At 43.3% G+C, this 20,765-nt stretch carries 19 protein-coding genes; 11 read left to right on the top strand and 8 right to left on the bottom strand.

Annotated elements, in window-relative coordinates; genetic code table 11:
* Positions 1 to 54: 54 nt before the first annotated feature.
* The 3 genes from ACVA53_RS18230 to ACVA53_RS18220 form a co-directional block, all read right to left on the bottom strand.
* Positions 55 to 453 (bottom strand): hypothetical protein, encoded by a 399-nt coding sequence (locus ACVA53_RS18230; protein WP_255045388.1) that lies wholly within the window; start codon positions 451 to 453, stop codon positions 55 to 57.
* Between the two features lie 369 nt (positions 454 to 822).
* Positions 823 to 2,040: a glucose-1-phosphate adenylyltransferase gene (glgC, locus tag ACVA53_RS18225; RefSeq protein ID WP_255045387.1), complete on the bottom strand. Its 1,218-nt coding sequence runs from the start codon at positions 2,038 to 2,040 to the stop codon at positions 823 to 825.
* A 922-nt stretch (positions 2,041 to 2,962) separates the two neighbouring features.
* Complete coding sequence (locus ACVA53_RS18220) at positions 2,963 to 3,121, bottom strand: hypothetical protein (RefSeq protein ID WP_255045386.1); 159 nt, start codon at positions 3,119 to 3,121, stop codon at positions 2,963 to 2,965.
* A gap of 621 nt (positions 3,122 to 3,742) precedes the next feature.
* On the opposite strand from ACVA53_RS18220, the gene ACVA53_RS18215 reads away from it, so the two are divergent.
* The 7 genes from ACVA53_RS18215 (at position 3,743) to ACVA53_RS18185 (ending at position 11,626) form a co-directional block, all read left to right on the top strand.
* Positions 3,743 to 4,690, top strand: coding sequence for a TerC family protein (locus ACVA53_RS18215; protein ID WP_446505869.1), 948 nt, complete (start codon positions 3,743 to 3,745; stop codon positions 4,688 to 4,690).
* A gap of 445 nt (positions 4,691 to 5,135) precedes the next feature.
* A complete protein-coding gene (locus ACVA53_RS18210; protein WP_446505868.1) occupies positions 5,136 to 6,146 on the top strand; it encodes a dihydroxyacetone kinase subunit DhaK in 1,011 nt (336 codons plus the stop codon).
* Positions 6,143 to 6,775 carry a dihydroxyacetone kinase subunit DhaL gene (gene dhaL, locus ACVA53_RS18205; RefSeq protein ID WP_446505867.1) on the top strand — a complete coding sequence of 211 codons (633 nt, stop codon included), beginning with the start codon at positions 6,143 to 6,145 and terminating at the stop codon, positions 6,773 to 6,775. Before ACVA53_RS18210 ends, dhaL begins: the two co-directional genes overlap by 4 nt.
* A gap of 73 nt (positions 6,776 to 6,848) precedes the next feature.
* On the top strand, positions 6,849 to 7,856 hold the full coding sequence (locus tag ACVA53_RS18200) for an ABC transporter permease (RefSeq protein WP_446505866.1): 1,008 nt from the start codon (positions 6,849 to 6,851) through the stop codon (positions 7,854 to 7,856).
* 76 nt (positions 7,857 to 7,932) lie between these two features.
* Positions 7,933 to 8,931, top strand: coding sequence for a substrate-binding domain-containing protein (locus ACVA53_RS18195; protein WP_446505865.1), 999 nt, complete (start codon positions 7,933 to 7,935; stop codon positions 8,929 to 8,931).
* A gap of 77 nt (positions 8,932 to 9,008) precedes the next feature.
* Entirely contained in the window at positions 9,009 to 10,595 is a 1,587-nt protein-coding gene (locus tag ACVA53_RS18190) for a sugar ABC transporter ATP-binding protein (protein ID WP_446505864.1), read from the top strand.
* On the top strand, positions 10,592 to 11,626 hold the full coding sequence (locus tag ACVA53_RS18185; protein ID WP_446505863.1) for an ABC transporter permease: 1,035 nt from the start codon (positions 10,592 to 10,594) through the stop codon (positions 11,624 to 11,626). The genes ACVA53_RS18190 and ACVA53_RS18185 overlap by 4 nt, the downstream gene beginning before the upstream one ends.
* A 249-nt stretch (positions 11,627 to 11,875) precedes the next feature.
* Here ACVA53_RS18185 and ACVA53_RS18180 read toward each other — a convergent pair whose 3' ends face one another.
* The 4 genes from ACVA53_RS18180 to folE all read right to left on the bottom strand — a co-directional run bounded on the left by ACVA53_RS18180 (position 11,876) and on the right by folE (position 16,069).
* A complete protein-coding gene (locus tag ACVA53_RS18180; protein ID WP_255043132.1) occupies positions 11,876 to 12,145 on the bottom strand; it encodes a hypothetical protein in 270 nt (89 codons plus the stop codon).
* Between the two features lie 104 nt (positions 12,146 to 12,249).
* Entirely contained in the window at positions 12,250 to 14,019 is a 1,770-nt protein-coding gene (locus ACVA53_RS18175) for a L,D-transpeptidase family protein (RefSeq protein WP_446505862.1), read from the bottom strand.
* 342 nt (positions 14,020 to 14,361) lie between these two features.
* The gene (locus tag ACVA53_RS18170; protein WP_446505861.1) at positions 14,362 to 15,309 is read right to left on the bottom strand and encodes a LysR family transcriptional regulator; all 948 of its coding nucleotides are present in this window, start codon (positions 15,307 to 15,309) and stop codon (positions 14,362 to 14,364) included.
* Positions 15,310 to 15,415: 106 nt separating this feature from the next.
* Positions 15,416 to 16,069, bottom strand: a complete 654-nt coding sequence (gene folE, locus ACVA53_RS18165) for a GTP cyclohydrolase I FolE (RefSeq protein WP_255043129.1) — start codon at positions 16,067 to 16,069, stop codon at positions 15,416 to 15,418.
* Positions 16,070 to 16,305: 236 nt separating this feature from the next.
* On the opposite strand from folE, the gene moeA reads away from it, so the two are divergent.
* From moeA to ACVA53_RS18145, 4 genes are all read left to right on the top strand, one after another.
* Entirely contained in the window at positions 16,306 to 17,538 is a 1,233-nt protein-coding gene (moeA, locus tag ACVA53_RS18160) for a molybdopterin molybdotransferase MoeA (RefSeq protein ID WP_446505860.1), read from the top strand.
* A gap of 118 nt (positions 17,539 to 17,656) precedes the next feature.
* Positions 17,657 to 18,403 carry a molybdopterin-synthase adenylyltransferase MoeB gene (gene moeB / locus ACVA53_RS18155; protein ID WP_446505859.1) on the top strand — a complete coding sequence of 249 codons (747 nt, stop codon included), beginning with the start codon at positions 17,657 to 17,659 and terminating at the stop codon, positions 18,401 to 18,403.
* A 216-nt stretch (positions 18,404 to 18,619) separates the two neighbouring features.
* On the top strand, positions 18,620 to 19,078 hold the full coding sequence (locus ACVA53_RS18150; protein ID WP_446505858.1) for a CC0125/CC1285 family lipoprotein: 459 nt from the start codon (positions 18,620 to 18,622) through the stop codon (positions 19,076 to 19,078).
* 139 nt (positions 19,079 to 19,217) lie between these two features.
* Entirely contained in the window at positions 19,218 to 19,868 is a 651-nt protein-coding gene (locus ACVA53_RS18145) for a MarC family protein (RefSeq protein WP_255043125.1), read from the top strand.
* A gap of 54 nt (positions 19,869 to 19,922) precedes the next feature.
* Here ACVA53_RS18145 and ACVA53_RS18140 read toward each other — a convergent pair whose 3' ends face one another.
* Positions 19,923 to 20,762: a CvfB family protein gene (locus ACVA53_RS18140; protein ID WP_255043134.1), complete on the bottom strand. Its 840-nt coding sequence runs from the start codon at positions 20,760 to 20,762 to the stop codon at positions 19,923 to 19,925.
* Between the last annotated feature and the right edge of the window lie 3 nt (positions 20,763 to 20,765).

The following is a 20,765-nucleotide window of genomic DNA, read 5'->3' as shown; positions in this document are numbered from 1 at the left end:
GAAAAAGCCAGCGTACTAAACGCTGGCTTTTAATTTACCTGAACAAATAAGCATTCAGAGCATATGCGCTCTAAGCACTTCCCCTTCATCATCTAACTTAATCACCTTACACGCGGCTTTACTCTCAATCTCAATCAGTTGAAGCTCTTCTAGCGCATAAGGCAGCTTGATTATAAGCTCGTCAATATGCTCTGCGCGGGCAAGTCGTAACAAACGAATCAGGTTGTTCGTATCACTAATATTGGTTGACAGCACTTTTAGTGCTTGCAACTGCAACTTCTCTGAGTCTGTCATTCCGTGTGGCATTGAAGAAGTCCATGTAATTTCAAATGCAGGAATCAGCGCTTTTAACGCATCGACAAGTGTTACTCTTTGTTTGCATGATGCTGATAAAAATGTCGTGTAATCAAAAACAACATTGTCTAGATTTGAGAATTCAACTGATGTTTCCATAACCATCCTTTCAGAAACATAACCATTGTTGTTAATAACTCATGTGCAGCTGGCTAAATATACTGTTAGCTAATAACTACTATACGACTAACTTAAGCTTGAGCTATGTCTAATTTATGAAAATATGGTGTTGATCTGCTTTTTAGAAGCAAAAAATCAAAGTGGAAATACGCATGGAACAATTGATTAACATCAATAAAACCTTGAGAACATAGTGATCACCATCTTGAAAAATCAATTAATTCAACTGAGCTCAATTGATAAATGTCTTTATTTATGCAAATGATTAATTAAACAAAATTGCAACATTAGCAAACAAAAAGGCCGACAATATTTGTCAGCCTTCCATTTGGTTAAAGAATGTTATTCTTAAAATTGATAATCAGATGAGATAACAACGACTCCATTTGGTGAAATGACAAACCGCTCTGCATCATGTTTGGGGTTCACTCCAATTTCAGTCCCTGCAGGTATAACAACATCTTTATCGATAATACAGTTCTCTACATGAGCCCCTTCACCAACCACGACGCCTTCGAAAACAATGCTATTAATTACCACGGCGGCATTCTCGATTTTCACTTTAGGAAACAACACCGAGTTCTGTGCCGAACCTCCCTTGATGGCTACCCCATTTGAAATAATAGAGTTAATGAAGATCCCTTCATTACCCGCAGATGAAGAGACCGTTCTTGCCGGCGGCAACTGTTGTTCATAAGTCCTTATTGGCCACTCCTTCTGGTAAAGATCCATGGGTGGACAATATGACAACAAATCCATGTTGGCTTGATAGAACGAATCAAGAGTACCGACGTCTCGCCAGTAAGCATCTTGACTTACCCTACCCTCTGAACCACCAAATTGATAAGCATAAACACGCTCACCATCGATCAGGCCGGGGATAATATCGTTACCGAAATCATGGCTACTTGATGGGCAAATTGCATCTTTTTCTAAAGCTTCTTCCAATGCCTTCATCGAGAATATGTATATCCCCATCGAGGCTAAGCAGGCATCAGGATTAGTTGGCAATGGCTGGGGATCTTCTGGCTTCTCTGTGAAAGAGTAGATACGTTGGTACTCATCAATGGACATTACACCGAAGGCATGAGCTTCTGGTTTTGGTACTTCCATACAGGCAACGGTTAAATCAGCTTCATTTTCAACATGTTGCTTGAGCATTGGCTCATAATCCATACGATAAATATGATCGCCGGAAAGTACAACGACATATTTTGCTTCACTTCGGGTGAGTAAGTAGAGGTTCTGGTAGATAGCATCTGCCGTGCCCTGATACCAGCTAGCACCAGTGCGCATTTGTGGAGGTACCGCAGTAATGTACTCACCAAGTTCAGGATTAAAAATAGACCAACCGTCTCTCAGGTGCTTTTGAAGTGAGTGTGACTTATATTGAGTTAGCACCAACACTCGACGTAGTCCAGAATGTAAGCAATTGGTGAGTGTAAAATCAATAATCCGATATTTACCACCAAAAGGTACAGCGGGTTTAGCTCTGTGGTCAGTTAATGGTGACAATCTTGAGCCTACTCCACCAGCCAAAATAACGGTAATTGCTTCCTTTTTCATCCTTTCCCCTAGCGCACAGTATGTAATACAGAGAACAGAGCAATATTTACGCCATAATGGATAATTATTAACCCATTGATAGTTCGCGCTAAAATTGAGTAGAAAATGAAGTCACAACCACGACGCACCAACATGGTGAGACAATAAGAAGCAGTTGCACAAAAAAAGCCCTTTTGATGAATGACTGCACCAAAAGGGCAACTTGCCTAGGTTTTCTCAATCTCTTTCAAACATCTTAGGCAGTTATTCATTAGAGAACCTTTTATCGTGAAATCATAATGTCTAATTGCTGAGTTTATAAGCGCTCGCCTGCCGTTAAACGGCGCGCAATAGATGTCAATTTAGTCATTGTGCACCAGATTGAGCAAAAGCTTCGAGCGCTTTCGTACGCGTACCTGCATTTAGGCCTTCAGTAATCCCTTGAGCCGAATCATCCACTTTGATGCAGCTTTTTTTACATCTGATATCGCAAGCTCAACAAAAGCGCTACCCTGTAACACTTTAAAACTCATGCCTAACTCAAGACATAGATATGTCTTGTCGGTTAAGACGCCGCGTCGATATATCACCAAGAAGTAAGTACATCAGCTTCATCCCTACAAGTTCGCCCCTGTCGTTGGTCATAATAAATCTACCAATGCGGCCGTGAGTAACTACCCGTAACTCTCCTAATGTAGAGAATGCAATGGTTGAAATGGTTGATATAGACTTCGGTAAAGTGGCGATAAGTCACGAGGATGTATTGATAACGTGTTCTGATAAGTTTGACGCTAAATCTGAACTACGCTCATTATCAGCAAGAATAAAAACGTTCACTAAGGTTTTGAAGCACTGAGCGTGACGATAATGCTGTCACGCTTTCTTTGTTTTCAACCAATCCAATAACTTATTTATCAATTAATTATCTGATTGGTAATGGGTATTAGAGCTGGAAATAAACTTGACGGACAGTCATGCCCTCTTGTGTTTCCAGCCCTTGTTGTTGCTCTGTTTGAGCATCAAGCTGTGCCAGTTCTTTTCTCATTTCCGACAGCTCGCGTTCCATATAAGAAATATTTCTAATCAACACTTTCCTTTCCATGATACTTTGCCTCGATCAAAAAAACACAAAAATAGAACAATAATATAACAAAGGTATAGACCTATATAGAATATCAATATGACAGGATTAAAACGTGGTAACCTAATCAAATTCTTTTTTAACATGACAAAAAAATACGATATTCAGTCATGGTTAAGTATGAACTAATCGCATTTTTTTGCCACGAAATTAGCGCTCGTCTGTGACAGATTTATGACAAAGAAGGTAAATATCCAAGTTAGATCAAATCACTTGACGCATAGCACCCTGATGTATATCACCTTGATGCATTTCATCATAATAAATTAATTATTTATGTATTTGGTGTAAATTATCACTAGCGCATTGTGAAATTTGCTTTTAGAATGCGCCTGCTTTGGGGAGTAGTCACCAATTGTTCGTCTGTCGTCATCTCGAAGTCTTGTACTTCCGGCAGCCGAGGGTGGATTTGTAGCACCAGCCCTACACCATTCTGACGAGACCAACGCCATTAATCATGCACAACCGTGCAGGATTATCTTTATTTGCCAATTGGCAAAGAGATAGTCCATGACATTAATGCGCGAAAGGTCTGGTCATATCCCACCCCTTTCGCGCACTCGATCGTGAAAGGAGTAAACTATGAGCCTTTTAAGCTATGAAGGGTTCGCTGTTCTAACCATCTTAATGTTGGCGCTGGACCTGTATCAAACCCGTGGTTGTAAAGTCACCATTAAAAAAGCCGCTGTATGGAGTGTATTTTGGGTGATATTGGCTCTAGCCTTTAATGTGGTTATCTACCTGTACTGGCCTTTGATGGCACCAGAAAGCAGCTATACCAACAGTGAAGCAGCGACGGCTTTCTTAACCGGCTATTTGCTTGAAAAGTCTTTAAGTGTCGACAACTTATTTGTCTTCGCGTTGATTTTCAGCCAATTTGTCGTACCTGAAGCGATTCGCCCTAGGGTGCTGATGCTAGGTGTTGTCGGTGCATTGATCCTTCGTGCGATCATGATTGCTGTTGGTGCAGAACTACTTACCCAGTTCCACTGGATCTTGTATGTATTTGCGGCCTTCTTGCTGTATACCGGTTACAAATTGTGGCGCGAAGATGAAGAAGAACAAGAAGACTTCTCCCAATCGCTACCCGTACGCATGGTGAAGAAATGTTTTCGGGTCTCTGATGAATACAGGGATCACAAGTTCTTCGTCAAAGACAACAAAGGTTGGATTGCGACTCCGTTGTTAATAGTGATCGCGGTGATCGCATTGACCGATGTGATGTTTGCTCTCGATTCCATCCCTGCTATTTTTGCCGTGACAAAAGAGCCTTTTTTGGTCATGACAGCTAACGTATTCGCCTTGCTTGGATTACGTTCATTGTACTTTGTACTAGAAGGTATGCTGACCCGTTTCTGCTACCTACGTCCGGCACTGGCTTTCATCTTGAGCTTTATCGGTATCAAGATGCTACTGATGGAAACCAGCTATGCGATCCCAACTCCCGTCTCTCTGGGTGTGATTGTATTGACCATCAGCACGGCAATTATTGGATCACTATGGAAAACCCGAGAATTGAAAGTGTCATAATCGTAAAGCTTCAGCTGCTTTAGACAAGGCCCAACGCAAACGTTGGGCTTTTGATCTGCACCTTTTATGAACGTATAGATACAGTCAATAAAGCTCTCTTCAATGCATTAAGTCACAGATAACAACCAATAAACTGTATATTTTGTGATCAGCTCCACCAAACAAATAAACACTCATTGAGCATATGAAACACAGGAGTACGCTATCAGTTGCGTACCAGAAGTGTTGACTTAATGTATTTGCCATAATGTTGTTTTGATTGTGCTATTTATCATCTACCTATTAGATTTTTGAGACCATGTAAAATTGATCTTTTTCGGTTTATGCTCTCAACAACCAGCACAAAACCCAGCATATTGCAGATCATATAATCATTCTCGTTCTTATGAACGGTCACTTCTCTTACTTCATGTGGTTTTTCGCATCTAGGATTTTGGAGTGTACTATGCAACGTTTTGTCAATCGTCCCGAACAGGTAGTAGAAGATTCAATTCGCGGATTTGTTAAAGCGAATAAAGATTTAATATCAACGACAGACAACCCAAGAGTTGTAAAATGTAATGATGCCCCAGTAATGGGAAAAGTGGGTATCGTAACAGGGGGCGGATCTGGACATGAACCTGCATTTGTTGGTTATGTCGGAAAAAATCTCGTTGATGCCGTCGCTATAGGGGAAATCTTCTCTTCTCCATCAGCGAAACACTTTGCTGATGCGATGCGGACAGCAAATGGTGGTGCGGGTGTTGCCTGCCTATACGGTAATTATGCTGGTGATAATATGAATGTCAAAATGGCAATAAAAATGCTTCGACGTGAAGGGGTTGAAGTTAAAACCGTTGTTGCCAATGATGATGTGGCAAGTGCCCCAAAAGAAGAAAAAGAAAAACGACGTGGTGTTGCCGGTGAAATTCTAATGTGGAAAGTCGCAGGTGCCGCGGCATCAAAAGGTTATGATCTTGATCAGGTTATTCATGTTGCTCAAAAAGCGATTGATAATACCCTGTCTATTGGAATTGGTCTTACCTCTTGTACTATTCCCGATGTCGGGCACCCTAACTTTACTATCGAGCCAGGTAAAATGGAGATCGGTATTGGCCATCATGGTGAACCTGGTGTTTCAGTAGAGGCTATCAGTACTGCAGACGTTGCGACTCGAAAAATGCTTGATACCATTTTGAATGATGAGCTATTTAGCTCTAGTGACGATATCGTCGTACTGCTTTCGGGTCTTGGTGCTACCCCGATTAATGAGCTTTACATTATTTATGATTCGTTATCAACCATGCTTAACGAACACAAAATAAATATTGAACAGAACTTCATTGGTAATTTGTTCACATCTCTAGACATGATGGGAGTAACACTCACCATGATGAAACTGGATGATGAACTTAAAGAACTCATTCAAGTACCTTGCAAGTCAGTTGGGCTAAATCAATCAGGAGCCCTATTATGATAAATCTCGACTGTAATAATATCATTTATATTGCAGATAAAATTATTGAATCTAAACAATATCTCAGTGATCTTGATGGCCTTATTGCTGATGGTGACCATGGCATAAACATGGCCAAGGGTTTTTCTATTGCCAAAGAATCAATAAAAAAGACTACCCCACCTCCAAGCTTTGCAGAATCAAGTGAGATCGTTGCTTCAACGTTATTCAATGATATTGGAGGTTCCATGGGCCCTATCTATGGAACTATATTCTTCGCTCTATGTGAAATGCTAGATAGAGACAAAGTAGAAGTTGTTGACATTTATAATGCATTCAACTTTGCTGCTGAAGAGTTAATGGAAATAAGTGAAGCTAGGAAAGGTGATAAAACATTAATAGACACCCTCGCTAATGCACTGGATAAAATGTCTGCAGCAATTGCTGATAATAGGACAGAGAGAGAGACTTTATCTTCATTCCTTAATGGTGCGAATTATGGATGGCAGTCAACTAAAGAAATGCAGGCTAAATTTGGGCGGGCATCGAGATTAGGAGAACGTTCTCGGGGTGTCTTAGATGCGGGAGCAACATCTTGCTACTTGATCATAGAGGCTTTCGTTACCAGTACGATGAATCAATTAGAATAGCCATACTTTTGGCTAGATCAATATAATACCTAATTTTCTGTTTGTGAACGTTATCATACATTATGGAGGTGATATGTCTTCTAAGTTCTTTGACGGTCAACTCGGTTTTCTACTATTTGTAAATGCCCTAGTGGTTGTTTCCTCTTTGTTTCTGGTTGGGCCGAAATTTGTTGGTATTTATAACCTTCAATCAATGGCTATACAATTGTCAGAGCTTGGATTGTTAGCCTTTGGTGTTATGCTAGCGATGTCAGCTGGAAGAGGTGGTATTGACCTATCTGGTATTGCTTTAGCCAACTTATCGGGAGTTATTGCTTATTTATTCACACCATCATTTGCATTGGCTGCAGAGTCTCCCCTGTTATATTGCGGGGTCTTTGCTGTTTTTTGCTTATTGACGGGTCTGGCTGGCGGTATGATAAATGGCTTACTTGTTGGTTATGCCGGCCTTACACCAATCATAGCAACGCTTGGCACCCAAATGTTATTTACAGGTGTTGCCGTTGGGTTAACAGGAGGCTCAGCACTTCGACTTGGTTTTATTGAACCCCTTGATGAATTTGCAAATTCAGCAATTTTAGGCATACCCATTAGTTTTTCACTATTTTTATTTATTGCTGCTGTATTGGCGCTAATATTAAGATATTCATCCTACGGAATCCGTCTTTTTTTATTAGGAAGCAATGACAAAGCAGCGAAGTTCTCTGGAATTAAAGTGCAACGTATGTACTTCATAACTTATACTCTAGCTGGCCTTCTCGCCTCTGTCTCAGGAATTATCATTGCAGCAAGAACATCGAGTGTAAAATGGGATTATGGTTCAAGTTACGTTATGGTTGCTATCCTGATTGCCGTTATGGCAGGCGTAAAACCAGAAGGAGGCTATGGTAGGGTCATCTGTGTTTTGATGTCTGCTATTGCGTTGCAATTAATGTCTAGCTTATTTAACTTTATGGCTATTTCAAACTTCTTCCGTGATTGTGCATGGGGAGTATTGCTTCTTATATTCTTACTCGCGAGCAAAACGAACATCATTAATTATCTAAAGTTACGCTCTTCTCTTACACCCAAATTAAATTAAATAAACCCAATAAACTGTCTCTAATTAATAGCGTAAAACAGACAGTAAAAGGGTTAATAAAATGAGGAATAACAAAATGTCTAAATCTAATTTTTTACTCCATAGTCTCTCTCTGCTTATTGCTGCAACATTGAGCTTACCCGCCCTTTCAGCAGAAAAAGAAATTGTCACAGTGGTCAAGGTAACCGGAGAGAACTGGTTTACCCGTATGGGCCAAGGTGTGGTTGCGTTTGGCAAAGAAACCGATGGGGTCAAAGCACGGCAAGTTGGCCCAGCTAAAGCTGATGCTGCCCAACAAGTGGCAATAATTCAAGATTTAATTGCACAAGGTGTCGATGCTATTACCGTAGTCCCTATGGATCCCTCTGCTCTTGAAGGGGTGTTCCGCCGCGCAATGCAGCGGGGAATAGTTATCACAACCCATGAAGCAGACAATATTCAAAATACGATGGTTGATATGGAAGCCTTCGATAATTATGAGTTTGGTGCCAATTTCAATGAAAAGCTTAGTGACTGCATGAGCCATGAAGGCCAATGGACATCATTTGTAGGCTCATTAGGTAGTCTTACCCATGTTCAATGGGCAGACGGTGGCGCTCAATATGCTGAACAGTTTCCGAAAATGAAACTAGTCTCACCTAAAAATGAAAGTTTTAACGATGCAAACCGTGCCTATGAACTCGCTAAAGAGATCCTAAGATCTTATCCTGAAATCAAGGGGTTTCAAGGAGGCTCGGCGATTGATGTGATAGGTATCGGACGTGCTGTTGAAGAAGCAGGCTTGGTTGGAAAAGTGTGTGTCGTCGGCCTTGGGCTCCCTCAGGATACAGGCCCATACCTAGAAAGCGGCGCAGTACAATATATATCTTTTTGGGATCCCAAAGATGCTGGGAAAGTGATGAATATCCTGACTAACATGACGTTGAATGGTGAAGAAATTAAGGACGGTATGGATCTTGGCGTCCCTGGCTACAACAACATAAAAGTCACAAAAGGAGCTGGTAAAGGCATCATCGTTCATGGGCAGGCCTGGGTAGATGTAGACGCTTCAAATTATAAAAATTACCCATTCTAAACCTATTGTCTGGGTTCGATAGTGAGCCCAGACTCCCCTATTTTCAGCTACTGTAATCTCAGAAGGAGCTTTTGATTATGGTGTCGATATCTTTGGAAGAAAACCTGACAGAGCACAGACACGACTCTCCCCATTCGTTTATTGATTTACATGACATTCACAAGCGATTCGGTGGTGTCCATGCACTTCGAGGAGTCAGCCTGAAGATAGAGCGAGGACAGATATACCATCTTCTTGGTGAAAATGGCTGTGGAAAAAGTACTCTAATAAAAATTATTGCAGGGGCACACCCGGCTTCGTCCGGCCAATTAATGGTAATGGGTGAAACACAAACGGATTTCAACTCAATCAAAGCCTTATCTGCGGGTATAGAAACGGTTTATCAAGACTTGTCATTACTACCAAACTTAAGTGTGGCAGAAAATATAGGCCTAAGCCAACAGCTAGTGAAGTCACAAGGAAGCCTATATCGCAAACTGGATCGCCAAACCTTAATTAATACAGCAAAAACCGCTTTGCAAATTGTAGGGCTCCCTACTACCCCAAGCTTTTTAGGCACCCAAGTCGACCGCTTGCCAATTGCAACAAGACAGTTAGTTGCCATTGCTAGGGCAATTGCCGGTAGTGCGGGGTTGGTCATAATGGACGAACCAACAACAGCTCTCACAAAAAATGAAGTTGATAACCTAATAACCGTAGTACGAAAACTCCAAACGCAAAGTGTTGCCGTCCTTTTTGTGACTCATAAACTTGACGAATGTAAGGAAATCGGGGGGATTGGCCTTGTTATGAGAGATGGGGAACTTGTTTGCCAATGTGATATTTCGGATCTGAGTAAAGAGCGAATAGGATACCTGATGACAGGTAGGGAAATTACGCAAGGCCGATACCGATTACCGCAGCATACAGGTGATACCTTACTTGAAGTAAAACAGCTTGAAAAACCTGGAGCTTTCAGCGATATCAGCTTTTCCCTTAATAAAGGCGAAATATTAGGAATTACCGGCCTGTTAGATTCTGGTCGAAATGAGTTACCCAAGGCCCTTGCTGGAGTCGAACCCGCCGTAAAGGGGGACATTCTCATCAATGGCAAATCGATGGCCTTTCAGCAAGTGGATGATGCCGTCCAAGCCGGTATTGGTTACGTACCGGAAGACCGTTTAAATGAAGGCCTTTTCCTCGATAAATCAATATTAGACAACGCCATTATGGGTATTCTAAGTAAATTGAGAGGAAAGTTAGGGCTGATTGATAAGACACGAGCAACAGATCACACCCAAGCCATGATAAAAAACTTAACTGTTGTGGCGAGTGATATTTTGGCACCGGTTAAATCCTTGAGTGGTGGTAACCAACAGAAAGTATTAATTGGACGCTGGCTTGCTACAGAGCCTCGACTACTGATTTTACACGGCCCCACAGTAGGCGTCGACGTTGGTTCCAAAGACACCATATACCAAATAATCCAAAATCAAGCAGAATCTGGGATGGGCGTTATCATCATCAGTGATGACTTACCAGAGTTACTACAAAACTGTGATCGTATCGCTGTTATGTCTGGAGGAAAAATCAAAGCCATCCTCCCCGTTGAGGAACTAACAGAGAGGCAGTTGTATGCACAAATGTCCAGTGGAAAGAAAGCGACAAAAGGAGTTCCGCTATGACTGACATGAGCACCAAATCCCTTGATTTAATAAACAATACCAATGTCTATCAGAAAATTAAGAACTGGTTAATTTACCACCCAATAGTATTCCCTATACTACTCATTGTGATTGTTTGTATTGTTGTCGGCGCGATATCACCCTCATTTTGGCAAATGGCGAATGTATTTGACATTCTTAGAGCATCGGCAATTCGCGGGCTATTTGCGCTGGGCGTACTTGTAGTTCTTGCCTCAGGAGGGCTAGAGGTTTCTTTCACCTCTGTTGCCGCCCTAGTTATGTACTCCGTCACTATGTTTGTTACCCATTACATACCGGGACTCAGTATCGTACCGATTCTGGCTATGGGAGCTTTGGGCGGGACACTGTTAGGTATGATTAATGGCTTACTCGTAAATACATTAAAAGCTCCTTCACTGATAATTACCATAGGTACTCAATATGCGTTTAGAGGTTTTTTATTGACTTTTATCGGAACGGCATTGTTCATGAATATCCCTTCGTCAATGGAGCAGTTCGGCCAGATAACACTGATAACTATGACTAACGATGCTGGTTTTGAAGTCAAATTACCAGCCTATGTACTTGTACTACTAGCGGCAACCTTACTTACTTGGTATATCCTCAACCGGACTTTAATAGGACGCGCAATCTATGCTGTTGGGGGCAACCCCGATATTGCCGAAAGACTTGGCTTTAAGGTCGCTCAAGTCCAGCTCTTTGTTTTTGCCTATGCCGGTTTCCTAGCAGGTATTGCGGGTATCTTGCATGTATCCTCCAATAGATTAGCAAACCCATTTGACCTAGCTGGCACTGAGTTAGCAGTTATAGCGGCCGTTGTTCTAGGTGGAGCAAGGATAACTGGAGGCTCAGGTACTGTTGGCGGGACAATTTTAGGTGTTATCCTAATTACATTAGTAAGTAATGTCTTAATACTGGTTGGGATTCCAAGTACTTGGCAAACGGCGATCCTTGGGAGTTTTATTTTGATTGCCGGTTTATTCTTTTCTTTTTCCGATAAAAGGTTATGACCATAAACTGTGATGGTCTAACTCCCGGACACCATTTCAGGTAGTAAATACGGTGACAGGAAGTCGCTCACTTGTAATGATGATACGTGACAAAAGCTACAATATCGGACGGTTTAAAGTTAGGCTACTCATGAACAGTCAGATATCCGAACCATCTATAGTGGGAACATAACTTATCTCAAGACTTGGTATACAATAGACAAAGCCGCTAGCGTTTCCGCGAGCGGCTTTTATATAAGGCTTTATTTTTTATCCGTGTCCGACAAAACTAAACATACACAAGATAAAAGGAAGGCTCGCAACAACTCGTGCGGCCTTAATAGCATTTTGATTCAGCTGCTCGGACTGCATTTCAATATCTAGCAGCATCTTTTCTTCTGACGGCGTGCTCTCAATCACAGGTAACCCTTCAATCACCGGCATCGCTTTTTGATTGATTTTCTCTATCGCGACTTTGGCTTTAATGTCGCCTTCCAACAATGCTCTTTCAACTAACTCATTGACTCTGTTGCTTAACATCGCCTTGATCCAGCATCATGAATTTTGTGCTTGCACACCCCAGTACTGATTTTTCATTCTCGTTCTCCTAGTCACCTCACGCTTTGAGATATCTAGGATTAACGCTACTGTCTATAATTTTTCACCGTTGAGTATTTCAGTTTTACCGGGCGTTTGATCGGCCTGTCATAACCATATATATCTTCCCGTAACTGCAGTTGGTCATTTTCATCAACCCAAGCAGTCACATAGGTAACATCAACATCAATTTTGCGCGGCAAGGTAATAGTATCGGTTCGCCTATCACTCACCAGTTGCTGGTAGTTACGCCAGCTCGGCCGCTGCTGGTAATCCAGGACATATTCAGCAAGCTCGGCGGCTTTTTCTACTCTAACGCATCCTGAGCTTAAATTACGCTTAGTTTTATTAAATAAACCTCTGGATGGCGTGTCATGCAGGTAGATAGAGTAATCATTTGGCATCAAAAATTTCACATTGCCCAACGCATTTCCCCTACCGGGTTTTTGCATAAATTCATAAGGGAATGTGTGAGGGTTGACGTTGCTCCACTCCACCAGTTCCGGCGAGATCGCAGTACGATCACGCCAACTACGGATCATGGTTAGATTCTTACGTTGCAAGTAATCGGGTGATGCCTTCATCCCTGGAATAACGTCTTTCTTTTTAATCGTCTCAGGAACGTTCCAACGCGGGTTCACCACCATAATATTCATCGAAGAAGAGAACAAGTTGGTTGGCCGAGCAGTGCGGCCGACAATCACTTTTGATTCAAATACCACTTCTTTGTTATGAGTTATTTGCAAGCGGTAATCTGGGATATTCACCCTAATACTCGGACGGTCATCGCCTGTTGCACCTAATTGGCTTCGGTACAAGTTCAGGGCCAATAAGCGGGCAACCTCATTATAAGGCAGTGCTATTTGACGCGTTGTTGCCGGGCCTATAATTCCATCGGCTTCAAGCCCATTACGCTTTTGGAAACGCCTAATTGCTTGATTTAATACACCACTGTTAGTAAGTGTGGGCTCGGCCTTTAATCGGTAAAATTCCTCATCACTCAAATCGCCATAGCTATTAAGAACCTCTATCATGGCCAACCCATTGGGTACCACCTTGTCATGTTTGATCAGTCGGCGGCCGTGAGCTTGATAGTTATGTGATGGCAACTGCTTAAAATGTTCTACTTGTTCCAGCGCTCGCTGAACGAGATCAAATTGATCTTGCCTGCCAACCAAACGGGATGCCAAAAATGATGAGTTGTGTACCGCGCCCAACACCGAACCGGGTAACCGATCCATTTCACTATCACTTTTTAAACTCAGAGTTTGGTGACGAAACATCATACTCGGTTCAGCATAAAGTTGACGGGTTAGGGCTTCGTACAAAAGGTAGGTGTCAGTTGCAAGTATGTCATAACCGCGGGCGTCAGGCTGTTGTTCAAGTTGGGCAAGCTCTGATAGTCGAAGTTCTAAGCCGGAAATCAAGCCTGAGTACGCCAATGATCTCACTCTGACATTAAGCGCCTCCCTCAGGAAGTTCTCACGCCATAGCGGCATATAATCATTTGCAGTATAAATTCGCTTCACTTCCTCTGTGAAGCACAGGCTTGTTTGAGTAACCCCACATAAGGTTTGGCCACTAGATAGATTTATACTTTTAAGCAAAGAAAGATCTAAAAGTGATCTTTCCATCATCGAGCTGTCGGCCGCTTGAGTACGCTGACTTGAATATTTTCTAGTCACATCACTTGGGCTAACCAGAGCAGCATACTCGGTGTTGACTACCGATTGTGCTTGCACTTGGCCACCAAGCGTCAAGGTCAAAGAGCAAAGTAATACGTTAAAACGGTTCGGCGATCTGTCTGAGCAATTCATTACATACGTCCTGAGCTAAAATCTTCGACCAACTATCAAGCTCTGTCCATGAGAAATTTGAGGAGCGGAGCGGCTTCCTGTTTGATCCACCTACTATTATTTTTAGTCAAATAAGTAACACTATGACAACTTCGTTATGTTCCAAAAATGACAATCCAGCCCCAAAACCCAACAAATGAGAATTGAAGAAGAATTGCAACTCGTTCGAAAGCATCAACTGTTTTTGTCTGGCATTACAATCAGTGGGGGTGAAGCAACGAACAGTTCTTATGCTATTAAGGCAGATATTGCAGTAACTAGTGGCTCTAATTACAAAATATCTAACGCATAGAACTAAACGCCCTAGTTCATACTTGACGTTTTACGCTGGGACTCTTGCGCTACTGCAATGATTTGTTCGTAAAGCCAACGCTGGGCAGGATCGTTCATACTCGGCTGATGCCAGACGAGACTGTAAGAGACCTCGCCATAATTAAATGGTAACGGTTTAGTGATCAGCTCTTTTGCCTGCAAGGCGGCACTTGCCCATTGGCGGGAGCAGGTGAACAGTAAATCACTGTGGTGACACATCAAGGCTGCCCCACCAAAGTCAGGCACATTGACGGCAATTTTGCGCTTCCGGTGCTGCTGAGCAAGCTGCATTTCGAAGAACGGGACATTCAAGTCGTTATCGGTAATACCGATATGACCGTAACTGAGGTAATCATCAATGGTCAGAGTTTTATCGGCTAGTGGATGGTTGGGGTTCATCAAGCACACCATCTCGTCATCCAGCAAGGTTTCCCATACCAGATTATTCTGAGTGCTCGGTGGCTGGCTTTTATCATGGGGTAAAATGATAAAATCCAACTGGCCTTTGGCAAGGCTATCAAAGCCTTTATTATCGCGCGACCAAATCTCCAATCGCATACCCGGCGATTGCTCCAGTACCCTCGCGCTCAACTTAGCCGCCAACAGTTCAAACGTACTCTCCCGCATCGCCAAAGAAAAACGTCCTTGATATGACGCAGGATCAAATGCCTCTTGCGTCAGCATCTGGTTCAACTCATTGATCATTTGGTGTACTGTTGGCCCCAGACGACGGGCAAGCGGTGTGGCTACGAGTTGATTGCCGTGACGATAGAACAACTCATCGTTCAAGCTTTCCCGCAATTGGGTCAAGGTCTTGCTAACAGAGGATGGGCTCAGGCATAACCTTTCTGCACTCGCGGTAACACTGAGTGTATCCAGCATGACATGCAGTGTTATTAAATGCTTCATGCTGATTCGGGACAGTTTGATGAGATCCATAAGCCTTTTGGTATCCAGGTGAGGTGTCGCTAGCAACAAAAAAGCCAGTAGATAATCTACTGGCTTGTTTCATAATAAATTATTCTGGATTGGCGTCAAATAAAGATTATCGAAGGCCGTGCAGAAATTCAGCACGTGTTGCTGGATTACGCTTAAAAATACCACCTAGCGCCGTAGTCGTCGTCACACTGGTTGCGTCCATGACACCACGCGCTTTCACACAATAATGTGTTGCATCCATGGTAACGGCAACATCATCGCTTTCAAGCAAGGTCTGCAGAGCAACCAAGATTTGTTGCGTCATGCGCTCCTGTACCTGCGGGCGCTGGGCAAAGAAACGGACAATACGGTTGATCTTAGACAGACCGATGATTTTGCCACGAGGGATATAAGCGACAGTGGCGGTCCCGTCGATGGTAACCAGGTGATGTTCACAAGTGCTGGTTAAGGTAATATCTTTGACCCGCACCATTTCATCACACTTCATCTTATTTTCAATGACGGTGATTTTCGGGAAGTTGCCGTAATCTAGACCAGAAAACACTTCATCAACATACATCTTTGCGATTCGATGCGGTGTTTCAACCAAGCTATCGTCGGTTAAATCCAATGAAAGAAGCTCAAGAATCTCACGCATGTGATATTCAATTTTTTCTTTCTTCTCTTCACGACTTACCACCCTATCAATCATAGGGGTTTCTAAGCCACGTTCAACCAGTGCTTGGCGCACCTTCAATGCAGATTCGCTAAATGCAGTCATTCTTTTCCTCCAACCGGCTGGGCTTAAAGCAAACATCAAGTAATTTTAGATACTTATGTGTATGAAACGTGCCCAAATACGAGTGCCAGCAAACTTTGAAACGGAAGGATACCCTTAAATCGAAAAAAATACACTAGGAATTACACGACGAAACTACTCAGGTATTAGTGCTAGTGACCTTTTTTTGTCATAATTACCCCACTAAAATATATAACGACGATAGACGGATACCTATTATGGGATGTTGTGACACTCCAGGCTTAATGCCAGTCGACACCGCACTGACCAAGATTCTTGATCAAGTCAAACCCCTTGAAACTGCAACGACGGTTTCCCTGTCTGAAGGCATGGGGCTAGTACTTGCAGAAGACATTTGCTCACCAATTAACGTGCCGCCATTTGCCAATTCGGCAATGGACGGATATGCCCTGCGTATCGCTGATCTGGAAAATACCGATACCCTGCACATGGCAGGTAAATCTTTTGCCGGTATCCCATATAATGGCGAATGTAAGCCTGGTCAATGTATTCGTATTATGACCGGTGCCCAAATGCCTGAAGGCGCGGACGCCGTTATCATGCAGGAAGAAACTGAAGTTGATGGCGACAATATCCGCTTCACTAACAAAGTGTCTCACGGTGAAAATGTACGCCCGATTGGCGATGATGTTCACCATGGTGATGTGGTTGTAGCTAAGGGTAACCGCATTACCGCTCGTGAAATGCCTCTGCTTGCCTCTCTGGGGATTGCAACCCTACCCGTTTATCGTCGCCCAATCGTTGCGTTTTTCTCGACAGGTGATGAGCTTCGCCCTGTTGGTGAGCCTTTGGAAGCTGGACAAATCTACGACAGCAACCGCTATGGTATCCGTGCGCTGCTAGAAAAATTTGGCTGTGATGTGGTGGATCTTGGCATTATTGCTGACTGCCCTGAAAAACTTCGTGAGGCTTTTGACAAGGCAACAACAGCCGATGTGCTAGTCACATCCGGTGGTGTCAGCGTAGGTGAAGCTGACTACACCAAAGATATTCTCGACGAACAAGGTGAAATAGGCTTTTGGAAAATCGCCATGAAACCGGGTAAGCCATTTGCTTTTGGCACAATCAAAAACACTTGGTTCTGTGGCTTACCGGGTAACCCTGTATCGGCCATGGTGACGCTTTACCAGTTGGTCCAGCCGATGCTTGCCAAGCTTGCTGGCCATAGCCAGTACCAGCCACCGCAACGCCTGAAAGCCAAAGCAACGACGGTATTCAAAAAGCGACCTGGCCGTGCTGATTACCAGCGTGGTATTTACCAAATTAACAGCGAAGGCCAAGTTGAAGTCGCAACAACAGGTAACCAAGGTTCAGGCGCCTTTAGTTCTATGCATCAAGCCAATTGCTTTGTGGTACTTGAACAAGAACGCGGCCGTGTAATGCCGGGGGAAGATGTCACCATCGAGCTTTTCAACCAAGCGATGTACTAAACAAACTATGTACTAAAACGGCTATAGCCATGTACTAATTACGCAGTGACGAGTGCGCCGCTATCTTTTACGGCGCATTTTTGTGACAACTGCCTGCAGAACACGACAGGAACACACCGTGGTAGAACTTACCGACGCAGAAATGCTGCGCTACAACCGCCAGATTATTCTCAAGCAATTTGATTTTGATGGCCAAGAAGCACTTAAAGCCTCCTCTATGCTGGTTTTGGGTGCTGGTGGATTGGGTTGCGCTTCAACCCAATACCTAGCAGCGGCCGGTGTAGGCAAAATGACCATCATCGATGACGATAAAGTGGAGGTTTCCAACCTTCAGCGTCAGGTACTGCACAACGATAGCACTGTTGGCATGCTAAAGGTCGAGTCAGCACGCCAAGCCCTGCAAACCATCAACCCGAACACCACCATTGAAACCGTTGCTGAGCGCCTTGATGACGTATCGTTGAAAGCGCTTATCGAGCAACATGATACCGTGTTGGATTGCTGCGATAACGTTGATACCCGAAACCAGCTAAACAGATTGTGTTTTGAAACCAAAACACCATTGATTTCTGGTGCCGCTATTCGTATGGAAGGACAAATCAGCGTCTACACCTACCAAGACAATGAGCCATGCTACCAGTGCCTAAGTGCCTTATTTGGCCAGCAAGCTCTGACCTGCGTAGAAGCAGGGATCATGTCACCGGTTGTGGGTATTGTGGGTGCCGTCCAAGCCATGGAAGCCATTAAAGTGGCCGCCAAGATGGGACAACCTCTGACCGGTAAGATACTGATGCTTGATGCGATGGCGATGAGCTGGCGGGAAATGGTATTGGCCAAGCAGCCTAGTTGCACAATTTGTGGTTAATGCATAGACAAAAGGAAGCGATGCTTCCTTTTGTATGGTGTCTGTCGATATAGCATTGAAGTAGCCTCGGGAAGCCTTCCCTAAACCGAATATCCCCCCAAGGCATATTCACCAATTGTATGCTTTTGTACGGATCACACATCAAACCGATGAATGACATTAAATTAATGCTACTATCAAGCACTGTAATGAACAGTGTTTTATAGGGCGGATATAATGAAAAATAGTAGACTTATCGCGTTTGGTTTAAGCGCATTACTTCTTGCAGGCTGTGCTACCCCATATGATACCGACCGCGACTCGTTCTGGTCTTTCGGTAAAGGTTTCGAAGTCACTCCCCTTGCTCAGGACACTTGGCAAATAAGCTTTATCGGTAATGAAAACACCGATCGCACTCTTGCCAGAAACTACCTACTCCACAAAGCAGCAGAATTAGCCAAAGGCGCTGGCTATCCTTACTTTGCGCTTCGAGGCGAGCAGAACTTCCGAGATCAAACCGGCAGCACATCAGGCATAGGATTTTCCAGTAATGACTTTCTGTATGGTACCGGCAGCACGATTACAGAAACTACCGTAATGGTTGAAGTTATTGGTATGAACGAAAAACCAACCGAAAGAAATCTTTCGGTTTACGAGTCCGACTTTGTTTTAAACAGCGTCGATGTGAGATCGTAATACCTCCCCCAAGCCGGTAAATTATCACCGGCTTTCTTCTCGGAAGTGATAATCACCTCTCATTTATCACCAACGCTTTTTACCCCCCTCAGTCATAGCAACTAAGCTTCATCAAAACAGATAGTTAAAGGGTAACCCAATGCATGATTTACTGACTGTTAGCGTAACGGTATTTATGGGGTTCTTTGCCATCATGAACCCTATAGCTAACACCGCTGTCTTCATCGGCTTAACCAGCAATCAAACCCACCAGCAACAGAAAGCCACCGCCTTCAAAGCCCTATTTACTGCATTTTGCATTGTGGCGGCTTTCAGCTTACTCGGAAAAGGGATATTTCAAGTTTTTGGCATTACTCTACCTGCATTAAGAATCTCAGGAGGTATCTTGGTTTTTTTAGTTGGCTATCACATGCTACAAGGAAGTAGTTCATCAATGCACAGCCACCAACCAATTGAAAATAAAGAAGAGAGCAATAGTGAGCCAGATGTCGCTATTTCCCCGCTGGCCCTGCCGATACTAGCGGGACCAGGGACTATTGCAACGGCTATGAACTACTCGGCCGCCGGCGGTGCATTAAATATTGTCATTACTATTTCAGCCTTTGCCTTGCTGTGCCTCATCAGCCTGGTTTGTTTTATTTACGGTCAAAAGCTAGTCAGCTTACTAGGGGAAAACGGAATCAGTATTGTCACCAGGCTGATGGGATTAATCTTGACAGTCATTGGTATGCAAATGGGGATCCAAGGAGTACATGATGCAAGAGAGTTGTTAAATCAAATACCTAGATAAAAAAAGCCGGTGATAAATACCGGCTTTTAAGACAATCATGAAACCAATTTATGATTAATTATCGTTCAGGCGAATGCCATCTTTATCGATAATAATTAGACCTTTCTTATACAGACCGCCAATGGTTTTCTTGAAGGTCGCTTTACTGGTACGAAACTCTTTGAAAATTGCATCTGGTGACGACTTATCACTTAGTGGAACAAAGCCGCCCTTACGCTCAAGTGTCGTTAGAATTTTATCAGCCAAGTCGTCAACCTTTGCCTTACCAGCTTTTTGCAGTGACAGGTTGATCTTACCGTCTGGGCGAATTTCTTTAATGTAAGCTTTCAGCTTTTTGCCCGGGAACAACTTACCAAAAGATTCTGTCTTGAATAGAAGGCCCCAATGCTTATCTTCGATTACGGCTTTATAACCCAGTTCGCTGGTTTCAGCGATCTGAACCTGAACTTCTTCACCCACTTTGTATTCAGCTGGTGTTTTATCCAAGAAACGGTTGAACTTGGTTGAACCTACAATACGGCCCGATGCTTTATCGGTGTAAACACGAACCATGATGTCTTGACCTTCTTCAAGACGGCGGCGCTGCTCACTGAATGGAACTAATAAGTCTTTTTCCAAACCCCAGTCAACAAATGCACCAACACCACAAATGCCGACGACACGCAGCAAAGCAAAGTCACCAACCACAGCATATGGCTGTTTGGTCGTCGCAATGATTTCATCTTCAGAATCGAAATAAACAAAGACTTCCAACTGGTCCCCCAGCTGAGTGCCGGCAGGAACAGAGGCTTTAGGCAGTAGGATATTGCCAAAGTCATCACCACCATCAAGGAATACGCCAAAATCTACTAACTTGACTACCTCTAACGTGTTGTATTGTCCAATTCTAATCATTCT

It is taken from the genome of Photobacterium sp. DNB23_23_1 (genome assembly GCF_052873815.1).
This window is presented reverse-complemented; position numbering and strand designations above follow the sequence as displayed.